This is a genomic window from Paenirhodobacter sp. (assembly GCF_041916475.1).
Lineage (GTDB): Bacteria > Pseudomonadota > Alphaproteobacteria > Rhodobacterales > Rhodobacteraceae > Rhodobacter.
Window position 1 is genome coordinate 39,861 of record NZ_JAYRZN010000029.1, and the last position, 11,416, is coordinate 51,276.

At 70.4% G+C, this 11,416-nt stretch carries 11 protein-coding genes; 1 reads left to right on the top strand and 10 read right to left on the bottom strand.

What is annotated here, in order from left to right; genetic code table 11:
- Positions 1–2 precede the first annotated feature (2 nt).
- The 3 genes from ACOMG5_RS12750 to ACOMG5_RS12760 all read right to left on the bottom strand — a co-directional run bounded on the left by ACOMG5_RS12750 (position 3) and on the right by ACOMG5_RS12760 (position 3,928).
- On the bottom strand, positions 3–2,363 hold the full coding sequence (locus ACOMG5_RS12750) for an aldehyde dehydrogenase family protein (RefSeq protein WP_420344186.1): 2,361 nt from the start codon (positions 2,361–2,363) through the stop codon (positions 3–5).
- 9 nt (positions 2,364–2,372) lie between these two features.
- Positions 2,373–3,368, bottom strand: a complete 996-nt coding sequence (gene deoC, locus ACOMG5_RS12755; RefSeq protein WP_420344187.1) for a deoxyribose-phosphate aldolase — start codon at positions 3,366–3,368, stop codon at positions 2,373–2,375.
- A 113-nt stretch (positions 3,369–3,481) separates the two neighbouring features.
- Positions 3,482–3,928, bottom strand: coding sequence for a hypothetical protein (locus ACOMG5_RS12760; RefSeq protein ID WP_420344188.1), 447 nt, complete (start codon positions 3,926–3,928; stop codon positions 3,482–3,484).
- A 192-nt stretch (positions 3,929–4,120) separates the two neighbouring features.
- Here ACOMG5_RS12760 and ACOMG5_RS12765 point away from each other — a divergent pair, with 192 nt between their 5' ends.
- On the top strand, positions 4,121–5,374 hold the full coding sequence (locus tag ACOMG5_RS12765; RefSeq protein WP_420344189.1) for a glycerate kinase type-2 family protein: 1,254 nt from the start codon (positions 4,121–4,123) through the stop codon (positions 5,372–5,374).
- Here ACOMG5_RS12765 and pqqE read toward each other — a convergent pair.
- From pqqE to ACOMG5_RS12800, 7 genes are all read right to left on the bottom strand, one after another.
- Positions 5,371–6,552, bottom strand: a complete 1,182-nt coding sequence (gene pqqE, locus ACOMG5_RS12770) for a pyrroloquinoline quinone biosynthesis protein PqqE (RefSeq protein ID WP_420344190.1) — start codon at positions 6,550–6,552, stop codon at positions 5,371–5,373. The genes ACOMG5_RS12765 and pqqE overlap by 4 nt on opposite strands.
- Entirely contained in the window at positions 6,552–6,839 is a 288-nt protein-coding gene (pqqD, locus tag ACOMG5_RS12775; RefSeq protein WP_420344191.1) for a pyrroloquinoline quinone biosynthesis peptide chaperone PqqD, read from the bottom strand. The genes pqqE and pqqD overlap by 1 nt, the downstream gene beginning before the upstream one ends.
- Positions 6,836–7,600, bottom strand: coding sequence for a pyrroloquinoline-quinone synthase PqqC (pqqC, locus tag ACOMG5_RS12780; RefSeq protein ID WP_420344192.1), 765 nt, complete (start codon positions 7,598–7,600; stop codon positions 6,836–6,838). Before pqqC ends, pqqD begins: the two co-directional genes overlap by 4 nt.
- Complete coding sequence (gene pqqB / locus ACOMG5_RS12785) at positions 7,561–8,541, bottom strand: pyrroloquinoline quinone biosynthesis protein PqqB (RefSeq protein WP_420344193.1); 981 nt, start codon at positions 8,539–8,541, stop codon at positions 7,561–7,563. The genes pqqC and pqqB overlap by 40 nt, the downstream gene beginning before the upstream one ends.
- Positions 8,538–8,672: a pyrroloquinoline quinone precursor peptide PqqA gene (gene pqqA / locus ACOMG5_RS12790; protein ID WP_420344194.1), complete on the bottom strand. Its 135-nt coding sequence runs from the start codon at positions 8,670–8,672 to the stop codon at positions 8,538–8,540. The genes pqqB and pqqA overlap by 4 nt, the downstream gene beginning before the upstream one ends.
- A gap of 117 nt (positions 8,673–8,789) precedes the next feature.
- Positions 8,790–10,448, bottom strand: coding sequence for a thiamine pyrophosphate-dependent enzyme (locus tag ACOMG5_RS12795; protein WP_420344195.1), 1,659 nt, complete (start codon positions 10,446–10,448; stop codon positions 8,790–8,792).
- 67 nt (positions 10,449–10,515) lie between these two features.
- On the bottom strand, positions 10,516–11,416 hold a 901-nt coding region (locus tag ACOMG5_RS12800; protein WP_420344196.1), incomplete at its 5' end, for a glutamine synthetase.

An 11,416-nucleotide genomic window follows, 5' to 3' on the forward strand; every position in this document is an offset into this window, starting at 1 on the left:
CCTCAGGCGCCGAAGGGCAGCCAGACGGTCTTGACCTGGGTCGCGCGCTCCAGGAAGGCCGCGCCCTGCCCCTGCGGCCCGGCCCAGTCGCGCGCCGCGCCATCCTCGGCCCAGGTCTGCTTCAGGTTCCCCGCCGAAGCCTCCTCGACCATGCGGATGCCCTCTGCGGCGCCGAAATACCACATCGCGTCCACATCGTCGTGCTCGGCCAGCGTGCGGGCCAGCGCGTCGCGCGCGCCGGTGACGATATTGACGACGCCGCCGGGCAGGTCCGAGGTGTCGAACACCTGATACAGATCCGTCGCCGCCAGCGGATGCAGCTGCGAGGGCAGCGCCACCACCCGATTCCCGGCCGCAATCAGCGGAAGCACCGCCGAAACGAAGCCCAGAAGCGGCGCGGCCAGCGGGCAGGCCACCCCCACCACCCCCAGCGGCTCGCGCAGCGCCAGCGTCAGATGCCCGGATATCGTCTGCGGCACCCGGCCCGAGATCTTGTCGGCCTGCGCCGCATACCAGAAGATCCGCCGGATCGCGGCCTCCACCTCGGCGCGCGCGGCCCCCGCCCCGGCGCCAAAGCCGCGCAGCCGCTCCGTGAACTCCCCGGCCCGGGCCGAGAGGTTCTCGGCGATGTAATACAGCACCTGCGCCCGCGCATGGCCCGTCTGCCCGGCCCAGGCCGCGGCCTTCTGCGCGGCCTCCACCGCGTTGCGGATGTCCTTGCGGCTGCCGAGGGCGGCAAGGCCCACCGGCCCGTTCGCCCCGGCCACGGCATAGGAATAGCCGCCGTCCGGGCGGGCCTGCTTGCCGCCGATATAGAGCTTCGCCGTACGGTCGATGCCCACCTCGGGCAGGCCCTCCACCGGCAGCGCATCGGGCGCGGGCGGCACGGCCTCCGGGCGCCGGGCGCGCGGGGCCGCCAGGCCCAGGTAGCCCGCCATCCCCTCCTGCCCGCCCTCGCGGCCAAAGCCGCTCTCGCGCAGGCCGCCGAAGGGCGCCGCCGCATCGAAGACATTGGCCGAATTCACCCAGACGACCCCGGCCCGCACCTGCGTGGCGATATCCAGCGCGAGGCTCACATTCTCCGTCCAGATCGCCGCGGCGAGCCCGTAGCGGGTGTTGTTCGCAAGCTCCACCGCCTCGGCGGGCGTGCGGAAGGGCGTGAGCGTCGCCACCGGGCCGAAGACCTCCTCGGTGAACAGGCCTGAGGCGGGCTCAACCCCGGTCGCCAGCGTCGGCGGATAGAAGCAGCCCGCGGGCGCCGCGCCCTGATGCAGCACCGCCCCCTCGGCCACGCCGCGCGCGACCAGCGCCCGGATCCGCTCCAGCTGCACCGGATGCACGATCGCGCCGATATCGGTGGATTTCTCCAGCGGGTCGCCCACCGTCAGCCGCGCCATCCGCCGCCGCAGCGCCGCCTCGAAGGGCGCGGCCACCGCCTCCGCCACTAGGATCCGCGCGCCCGCGCAGCAGACCTCGCCCTGATTGAACCAGATCGAGTCGACCACGCCCTCCACCGCGGCATCCAGATCGGCATCGGCAAAGACGATGAAGGGAGACTTGCCACCCAGCTCCAGCGTCAGCCCCTTGCCCGAGCCCGCCGTCTGCCGCCGGATCGCGCGGCCGACCTCGGTCGAGCCGGTGAAGGCCACCTTGTCGATCCCTGGATGGCCGGTGAGCGCCGCGCCCGTATTCCCGTCGCCGGTCACGATGTTCAGCACGCCCTTCGGCAGCCCGGCCTCGCGCGCGATCTCGGCGAAGGCCAGCGCCGTCAGCGGGGTGTATTCCGCAGGCTTCAGCACCACGGTATTGCCCGCAGCCAGCGCCGGCGCCACCTTCCAGGCCAGCATCAGCAGCGGGAAGTTCCACGGGATCACCTGGCCGCAGACCCCGGCGGGCACCGCCCCCGGGAAGGCCTCCGCCGCCACTTCGGCCCAGCCCGCATGATGATAGACATGCCGGATCACCAGCGGCAGGTCCACATCGCGGCTCTCGCGCAGCGGCTTGCCGTTGTTCAGCGTCTCCAGCACGGCGAGCAGGCGCGCATGCTGCTGCAGGTGCCGCGCCAGCGCATAGAGGTGCCGCGCCCGGTCATGGCCCGGCAGCGCCGCCCATTTCGGCTGCGCGGCGCGTGCCGCGCGCACGGCCGCCTCTACATCCTCCGCCCCGCCCTGCGACACATGCGCGAGGATTTCGCCCGTGGCCGGGTTGCTGACCGGGAAGGTATCGGCCGGGGCTGTGAAGCGGCCCTTGATGAAATGGCCGAAGCCGCCCGCATGCCGCGCAAGCCAGTCGCGCGCGATGCCGGTATCTTCGGGGGCGGAGCCGTAGTCCATGCTGCTCAGGATCTCGGTGATGCGGGTCATGGTGCTTCCTCAGGCGATGGACAGGCGCGACGCGGCGGCATAGCGGCCGGTCACATGATGTTCGAGCTGGCGTTCGATATCGCCCAGCATGGACGACGCGCCGAGGCGGAACAGCGCGGGCGAGAGCCAGTCCCGGCCCAGCTCCTCCTTCATCAGCACCTGCCAGTTCAGCGCGTCCTTGGCGGAGCGCATGCCGCCCGCAGGCTTGAAGCCCACCCGGTGGCCGGTGGCCGCGCCGTAATCGCGCAGCGCCCGCACCATCACCAGGCTCACCGGCAGGGTCGCGTTCACCCCTTCCTTGCCGGTGGAGGTCTTGATGAAATCCGCCCCCGCCTGCATCGCCACCATGGAGGCGGCATAGACATTGCCGAACGTCTGCAGATCGCCCGTGGCGAGGATCGCCTTCAGATGCGCTGCGCCGCAGGCCGCGCGCATCTGCGCCACCTCATCATGCAGCGCCTGCCAGTTCCCGGTGAGCACATGCTCGCGGGTGATGACGATGTCGATCTCGTCTGCGCCCTCGGCCACGGCATAGCGGATTTCCTCCAGCCGCAGCCGCAGCGGCATCAGCCCGGCCGGAAACCCCGTCGCGACCGAAGCCACCGGGACGCCCGAGCCCGCCAGCGCCGCCACCGCATGCGGCACCATCGTCGGATAGACGCAGACGGCGCCGGTGGTCAGGCGCAGATCCCCGATCCCCAGCCCCTCGACGATATGCTCCGCAAGCGGGCGCCGCGCCTTGGCGCAGAGCCGGTGCACCCGGGCCGCGTTATCGTCTCCGGCGAGCGTGGTCAGGTCGATGCAGCGGATCGCATTCACCAGCCAGGCGGCCTGATGATCCTTCTTCACCCCGCGGCGCGCCACGAGGGCCGCGGCGCAGCGCTCGGTTGCACGCCGGTTCACCTGATGGCCCTCGAACATCGCGGTATCGAGCGCGATGCCCGGGTTGCGCAGATCGTTCGCCGGAGCGGCCTGCACGGCGGATCGGGGGGTGTCAACGGTCATGCGCCTGCTCCTGAACCTGCCTCCGGGGGGGCGTACGCACGGCATCCGGGCGCCGCCCCCTTCCCGACAATGCTTAGCGCGAAGCGGCCCTCGGCGCCAGTATCGGCCCGGGCTCAGCCGACGAGCCCGCGCAGGCCGGTCAGCACGGCGAAAACCGCGAGCACCGCCAGCGCCATCGCCCGGTACTGCCCGGAGCGCATCCGGCGAAACAGCTGCGCACCCGCCCAGCTGCCCAGCATGAGCGCAGGAAGGGCGCTGGCCGCGAGCAGCAGGCCATGCCAGCCGATGCCCCCCGAGACCGCAAGCCCCGGCGCGGCCATCAGCGCCACGCCGAATGGCGTCCCCAGAAGCGCCCCTGCCCCCAGCCGGAGCACCGCGCCCCGGTCATAGCTGCCGCGCAGCGCCATCACGTCTCGCAACCCGACGGCCAGCTGCAACAGCACGGCGATGGTCACCGCCTCGACCGGCGGCACCGCGGCCAACGCAAAGCCGAAGCCGGTCAGCCCGCGCAGGAAGGCCGCCGCCAGCACCGCCCCGATGACCAGAAGTTCCGTTTGCACAAAGCCCCCCAGAGCGCAGATCCGCCGCGCAGCGTTAGCCCCCGGCGCGCGCGGGATCCAGCGTTCCGGCTGCTCCGGCGGCAGAAACCCGAGGGCGCAGCGGGATCCGGGCGCAACAGGCGGCGCGCATCCGGGGGTGGATCTCTGCCGCGATCCCTGCCAATCCTGAATCTCCCTGCACCGGAGGCCAGCATGAACCCGCATATTTTCCTGACTGCGCTGTTCGCGGCCGCGGTGGCCGCAGCCCAGCCCGAACAGATCATCCCGCGGTTCCTGCCGGCGCCGCCGCGCGGGCGTACCGTGGTGATTGGCGCGGGCAAGGGCGCGGCGCAGCTTGCCCGTGCGCTGGAGGCACACTGGCCGCATCCGCTGCAGGGCGCGGTGGTGACCCGCTATGGCTATGGCGCGCGCTGCGAACGGATCGAGGTGCTGGAGGCCGCGCATCCGGTGCCGGATGCGGCCGGGCTGCGGGCCACGGCGCGGATGCGGGAGCTGGTCTCGGGGCTCAGCGCCGATGATCTGGTGATCGCGCTCGTTTGCGGTGGCGGATCGGCGCTGCTGCCGGGCGCGCCCGAGGGCTTCGGGCTGGAGGAGGAAGCGGCGCTGAACCGGCTCCTGCTCGCCTCCGGTGCGCCGATCTCGGCGATGAACGCGATCCGCAAGCAGTTCTCCACGATCAAGGGAGGGCGGCTGGCCGCCGCCGCATGGCCCGCGCGGGTGGTGACACTGGTCGTCTCCGATATCCCGGGGGATGATCCGGCGCTGGTGGCCTCCGGCCCCACGATCCCGGATCCGGCCACGCCGGAGATGGCGCTCGCGCTGGCGGAGCGCTACCGCATCGCCCTGCCTGAGCCGATCCGCGCCCATATTGCGCAGAGCGATGGCGCGCCGCACCCCGGTGACCCGCGCTTCGCCCGTAACAGCGTGCATCTGATCGCCTCTGCGCGGCAATCGCTGGAGGCGGCGGCGGCGCTGGCCGAGGCGCGCGGCATTCCGGCCGCAATCCTGAGCGATGCGCTTGAAGGAGAGGCCGCGGAGGCAGGCGCCTTCCATGCCGCGCTCGCGCTTGAAATCGCGCGGCACGACCGGCCCTTCCCGCGCCCGGTGGTGCTGCTTTCGGGCGGCGAAACCACCGTGACCCTGCGCGGCAAGGGCAAGGGCGGGCGCAACAGCGAATTCCTGCTCTCTTTCGCCAATCGGATCGCCGGGGCCAGCGGCATCCACGCGCTGGCCGCCGATACCGACGGGATCGACGGCAGCGAGAGCAATGCGGGCGCCTTCGCCGATGGCACCAGCTTCGAGCGCCTTCTGGCCGCGGGCCAGGACCCGCACCGGCTGCTGGCCACGAACGATGCCTGGACCGCCTTCTCCGCCATAGGCGACCTGTTCGAACCCGGCCCGACCGGCACCAATGTCAACGATTTCCGCGCGATCCTGATCCGCTAGCCATCCTCGCGCGGCACCGGAGCATGCGCCTTCTCGCGCGCCTCGGCCGAGAAATTGCGGTAGATCAGCGCATCGGTTCCGGCCGCGGATTCCGCCTGCGCCAGATCGAAGATCGCCCTGTGATGGGGCGATTTCGCGCAGGCCGGATCCGTCGCCGAGGCATCCTGCGCCAGCGCGAAGGCCTGGCACCGGCAGCCGCCGAAATCGACCTCCTTGAATTCGCAGGAGCGGCAGGGCTCGGGCATCCAATCCGTGCCGCGATAGCAGTTCATCGCCTCGGAATTGTGCCAGATCCACTCCAGCGTCTGTTCGCGCAGGCTGTCGAAGCGCAGATGGGTGATGGTCTCGGCCGCATGGCAGGGCAGCACATGGCCCGAGGGCGAGATGTTGAAGAACTGCCGCCCCCAGCCGCCCATGCATTGCTTCGGCCGCTGCGCATAATAATCCGGGATCACATAATCGATGGAGATGATCCCCTTCAGCCGCTCCCGCGCCGCCTCGACGAAGGCCGTGGTCTGGCGCAGCTGCGCCTGCGTCGGCATCAGCGCCTGCCGGTTTTTCAGCGCCCAGCCGTAATATTGCACATTCGCGACCTCGATCCGCTCGGCGCGCATTTCCACCGCCAGATCGAGGATCTCCGGCAGCTCATCGAGGTTCTGGCGGTGCATCACCGCATTGATGGTGAGCGCGAGGCCCGCCTCCTTTACCCAGCCTGCGCAGGCCAGCTTCTTCGGCAGGCCATCGCGGAAATTCCCGATCCGGTCCGATGTCCCGGCCCGCGCGCCCTGCACCGAGACCTGCACATGCGCGAGCCCGAGATCCGCGAGCCGCAGCATCCGCTCGCGCGTCATCATCACGCCCGAGGTGATCAGATTGGCATAGAGGCCGACCTTCGTGGCATGGGCGACCAGCTCCTCCAGATCCTTGCGGATACAGGGCTCGCCGCCGGAAAAATGGATTTGCAGCACGCCCAGATCCGCCATCTGGTCCATCGCCCGGCACCATTCCGCCGTCGTCATCTCGCGCGAGGCGCGCTCGAGGTCGATCGGGTTGGAGCAATAGGGGCATTGCAGTGGGCAGCGATGCGTGAGCTCCGCCAGCACCGCCAGCGGCAGGCCATAGGGCCGGCCCTGCGCCGCCCCGCCCAGAAGCGCGAACTGGCTTTTCGCTTCGGCCATCAGACGACCTCCAGATAGCCCTTGTCGGTGAAATCCTGCAGCATGGCGGTGACATCCTGCGCGATCGTCTCGCGCGGGGCGGCGAAGCGCGCGGCGAAATCGTCGATGATCGCGCCGAGGGCGCGGCCATCGAGCGCCTCGAGGATCATCACCGAGGTCTCGTTCAGCACCACCACCCGCTCCGGCGCGAGCAGCGTGTGGATCTCGCGCGCTTTGTCATAGCGCAGCCGCGATGCCCGCTTCAGCCGCGCGACGCTGGCCTCGCCCAGGATCACCCGTTCGGTCATGGCAGGTCCTCGGGGCGGAAGGCGCCGGGCGGGATCATGCCGCCGACATAGGCATGATGGAGCGCATCCAGCTGCACCCAGAGCACGTTGGTCTTGAAGATCAGCGCCTCCACGACCCGCTGCCGGGTCTCGGGCGTGGTGGCATGGGTCTTCACATAATCCAGCGCCCAATCGGCATCCTTGGTGGCCTGGCTCACCCGGCGGGTGAAATAGGCCATCACCCCGGGATTGACGAAATCGTAATGCTCCAGCATCCCGGCGATCCGCTCGCGGTGGATCTGCGGCGCGAACATTTCCGTCAGCGCCGAGGCCACGGCCTCCAGCGGCGTCTTCTCGCGCACGAAATTGATATAGGCGTCCACGGCGAAGCGCGTGGCGGGCAGGATGCCGCGGGTGGAGGTCACATAATCGCGCCCAAGGCCGAGCGCATCGGTCAGCACCAGCCAGCGCTCGATGCCGCCCTCCTCGCCATGGGTATTGCCGTCATGGTCCTCGATCCGGTTGCGCCATTCGAGCCGCACCGCATGGTCGCGGAACCGCGACAGCACCACCGCATCCTTGATCGGGATCGAGCTCTGGTAATAGTAGCGGTTGAGCGCCCAGGCCGCGACCTGCCCCTTGTTCAGCGCGCCACCGTGCAGCAGGTGATGAAACGGGTGCTTGTCGTGGTAGCGCTCCGCGCCGATCTCGCGCAGGCGGCGCTCCAGGTCTTCCGCGCTGTTCAGTTCCCGCGGTGCGGGATCGAGGGTGAGGTCGTACATAGCGTGTACCGCGCTCCCTTCTGGCCGATCTCCCAGCCCGCCGCCTCGGCTTCGCGCCGCTCAGGGCTGTCGGGCAGCAGGATCGGATTGGAATTGTTGATATGGACGAAGACCTTCTGGCCGATGCCGAAGCCCTCCAGCCGTGCGATCGCGCCTTCCGGCCCCGAGACCGAGACATGGCCCATGCTGGCGCCCGTCTTTTGCGCGAGGCCCGCGCGGATCATCTCGTCGTCGCGCCACAAAGTGCCGTCGAAAAACACGAGATCCGCGCCGCGGATGCGGGCGCGGATCGCCTCGGTGATCTCGGCGCAGGCGGTGAATACATAGGCGCGCCGCCCGCCCGCCTCGATCTCCAGCGCGAGCGTATCGCCCTCCTCTGCGGCCTTCACCTCCTCCACATACCAGGCAGGCTTGCCCGGCACGGCGAAGGGGCGGATCGTCAGGCCGATCTCGCGGCCATCGGGCAGCCGCGGCACGAAGACCTCTTCGGGCACCAGAACCCGCCGCGGCACCCGCTCGGGCTTCAGCACGTTGAAGATGCTGTTCGTGGCCAGCGTTCCGTGCACCGCATCGGTGGCCCAGAGCTCGAAGGCCGCGCCCTCGCGCAGCGACAGCAGCCCCGCCACCGCATCGATCTCGCCATTGGTGAGGATCACGCCCCGGAGCGGCGTTTCGCGCAGGCCGCGCGGATGCAGCTCGGGCGTGTCGGCGATCTGCGAGAGGATATCGGGCGAGGCATTGACCAGCACCCAGTTCTCGCCATCGGCACTGAGCGCGAGGGACACCTGACCGGAGCGCGGAGCATCGCCCCGCCGCGCCGCCCGGCATCCCGCGCAGCCACAGTTCCATTGCGGAAAGCCGCCCCCGGCCGCCGCGCCCAGAAGCAGCACATGCAAAGCCGCAGTGCCGTTCCAGCTGTCCGACGGCCGGTCAGCAGTCATTTTTCTTCCGCGCAGGCGTACATGTTGATTTCCATGCCAACCGGCGTGTCGAAGTATTTCGGCGAAATCCAGGCCATGTCTCTCTCCCTAGTCGATATCCGGGGCGCAGGCACCCGGCGTTGCAGGTTCATCCCGGGAACGAGTCGCCCCCGGAGCCCTGAATCTACTGTTGCCCATGGCCGCAGCAATAGACGAATTCGTGCGCATACGACTAATGGGCTAGAGCCTGGCGCACAATCGCACGCGCCTCAGCCCCGCCGCGCCAGCGCCGCCGCCCGCATCGCCGAGAGGCTCTGGCGCGGGGTGAGCGCCTCCGCCGCAACCGCCAGATCCAGCACCGCGCCGGTGCCCGAGGCCAGCGCCCGCGCGAAAGCCGGAGCGAAGCCCGCCGTAGTCTCCACCCGTTCGGCATGGAAGCCATAGGCCCGGGCGAGCGCCACGAAATCCGGGTTCTGCAGTGTCGTACCCGAGACCCACTCCGGGTAGTGGCGCTCCTGATGCGCGCGGATGGTGCCATAGGTGCCGTTGTTCACGATCAGCACGATCGGCTGCGCGCCCGCCTGCATCGCGGCGCCGAGTTCGGGCAGGTTCATCTGGAAGTCCCCATCGCCCGCGAAGCACACCACCGTGCGCTCCGGATGCGCCACCTTGGCCGCAATGGCTGCGGGCAGGCCGTAGCCCATCGCCCACGATTGCGGCGCGAGCAGCCGCGCCTGCGGCCCGAAGGCGAAGAACTTGTTGGGCCAGACGGTGAAATTGCCCGCGCCATTGGTCAGGATCGCATCCGCGGGCAGCACCGCGCGCAGATGCGCACTCACCTCCCCCATATCCACCGGCGAGGGCTGCGGCGGCAGCGTGAGGCTCTCCTCCCAGGCCCGCCGGGCACGGGTGCGCCAGGCGCCCCAGGCCCCGCGCACCGGGCGCAGCGCGGCGGCAAAGGCATTCGGCCCGGCAGGAATGCCGAGCGCGGGCACATAGACCTTGCCGATCTCCGCCACGGAGGCATGCACATGGATGATCTTCTGCCGCGGTTCGGGCACGGCGAAAAGCGTATAGCCCTCCGTCGTCGTCTCGCCGAAGCGGGTGTTGATGGCGAGAACCACATCGGCGTCGCGCAGCGTGGTGCGGATGCCTTCGGTGACGCCCAGTCCCATATCGCCCCCGTAGCAGGGCGAATGGTTGTCGAACATGTCCTGGCAGCGCAGCGCCGCGATCACCGGAATGTCGGAGGCTTCGGCAAAGGCCTGCAGCGCGGCGCGCCCCGCCGCGCTCCAGTTGCAGCCGCCGATCAGGAGCGCCGGGCGCTCCGCCCCTTCGAGCAGCGCCAGCGCCTCTTGCAGCGTGGCGGGCTCCGGCGCGGCTTCGGCGATGCGCGGGGCGGCGGCAAGCGGCGCGGCATCGCTCCGCGCCGTCAGCACATCCTCGGGCAGCGCCACCACCACCGGCCCGGGGCGCCCCGTCAGGGCCACGGTCCAGGCGCGGGCGATCAGCTCCGGGATCCGCTCCACCCGGTCGATCTCCACCACCCATTTCGCCAGCGTGCCGAACATGGCGCGGTAGTCCACCTCCTGAAACGCCTCGCGGCCCTTCATTCCGGTGCCGACCTGCCCCACGAACAGGATCATCGGCGCGCTGTCCTGCATCGCCGTATGCACCCCGATCGAGGCATTGGTCGCGCCGGGGCCGCGGGTGACCATGCAGATCCCCGGCGTGCCGGTCAGCTTGCCCCAGGCCGCGGCCATGAAGGCGGCCCCGCCCTCGTTGCGGCACAGCACGAAATCCAGCCGCCCCGCGGTATCGTGCAGCGCATCGAGCACCGCCAGATAGCTCTCCCCCGGCACCCCGAAGGCCTTGCGCGCCCCAAGCCCCACCAGGCTCCGGACCAGAACCTCTCCGCCGCTGTGCATGCCCTTCTCCCCCGGGATCTGCCATTCGCCCGCCACGAAATCAGGAAACGCGCCCGCGCGCAAACCGTCAGTAGACCTCCGCATAGGCGGCGAAGCGGCTCTCGGGCGGGAGGGCTTCGACATGGGCGATCTCGCCGCGCTTGTGCGCCAGATAGACTTCGGCAAAGCCCGGCGGGAACCAGCCGCGCACGGTGGCATCGGCCTCGAACAGCGCCAGCGCCTCGGGCAGGCTGCGCGGAAGCGCAGCGATGCCGCGCGCGGCCAGCGCCTCCGGGGACGAAAGCGTGAGGTCCTCCTCGGTGATCTCGGGCGCCGCCCAGCCGGCCTCGATCCCGGCCGCGCCCGCATGCACCAGCGCCGCCAGCGCCAGATAGGGCGAGGCCGCCGCATCGGCCGCGCGGAACTCCACGTTGAACCCGCCGGGCGTGACGCCGGGGCAGATCCGCACCGCGGCCTCGCGGTCGCGCAGCCCGAGATTGTTGAACGCCGCGCTCCAGCGGTGCGGCGTGAGCCGGTCGTAAGAGATCACCGAAGGCGCCGTCAGCGCCACGATCGCCCCCGCATGGCGCAGGATCCCGGCCACGAAAGCCGCCATCGGCCCCGACATGCCGCCCAGGCCCTCCGGGTCCCAGCTCGCCGTGCGGCCCGCGGCATCGACGAGGCTGAGATGCACATGCACGCCATTGCCCACCCCGGCGGGATCGAGGATCGGGGTGAAGCTCGCCCGCTCGCCACAGCGCCGCGCGGTCGCCCGCACCAGCTCGCGCAGGAGCACCGCCGCATCGGCGATGCGGATCCCGTCCTCCGGGTCGATCGTCACCTCGAACTGATGCGCGCCATAGTCCTTCATGATCGTGTCGGGCCCGAGCCCCGCACGCCCGAGCGCCGCCATCAGCGCGCCGCAAAACCCGGCCCGCTCCCGGAACGCGGCCGCCGCATAGGCCTGCCCGGGCGCCGCAACGCTGCCT

What these genes read in the sequence shown, in the direction of transcription:
- ACOMG5_RS12750 (WP_420344186.1), bottom strand. Translation starts at nt 2,363, where the DNA reads ATGACCCGCATCACCGAGATCCTGAGCAGCATGGACTACGGCTCCGCC.
- deoC (WP_420344187.1), bottom strand. Translation starts at nt 3,368, where the DNA reads ATGACCGTTGACACCCCCCGATCCGCCGTGCAGGCCGCTCCGGCGAAC.
- ACOMG5_RS12765 (WP_420344189.1), top strand. Translation starts at nt 4,121, where the DNA reads ATGAACCCGCATATTTTCCTGACTGCGCTGTTCGCGGCCGCGGTGGCC.
- pqqE (WP_420344190.1), bottom strand. Translation starts at nt 6,552, where the DNA reads ATGGCCGAAGCGAAAAGCCAGTTCGCGCTTCTGGGCGGGGCGGCGCAG.
- pqqD (WP_420344191.1), bottom strand. Translation starts at nt 6,839, where the DNA reads ATGACCGAACGGGTGATCCTGGGCGAGGCCAGCGTCGCGCGGCTGAAG.
- pqqC (WP_420344192.1), bottom strand. Translation starts at nt 7,600, where the DNA reads ATGTACGACCTCACCCTCGATCCCGCACCGCGGGAACTGAACAGCGCG.
- pqqB (WP_420344193.1), bottom strand. Translation starts at nt 8,541, where the DNA reads ATGACTGCTGACCGGCCGTCGGACAGCTGGAACGGCACTGCGGCTTTG.
- pqqA (WP_420344194.1), bottom strand. Translation starts at nt 8,672, where the DNA reads ATGAACCTGCAACGCCGGGTGCCTGCGCCCCGGATATCGACTAGGGAG.
- ACOMG5_RS12795 (WP_420344195.1), bottom strand. Translation starts at nt 10,448, where the DNA reads ATGCACAGCGGCGGAGAGGTTCTGGTCCGGAGCCTGGTGGGGCTTGGG.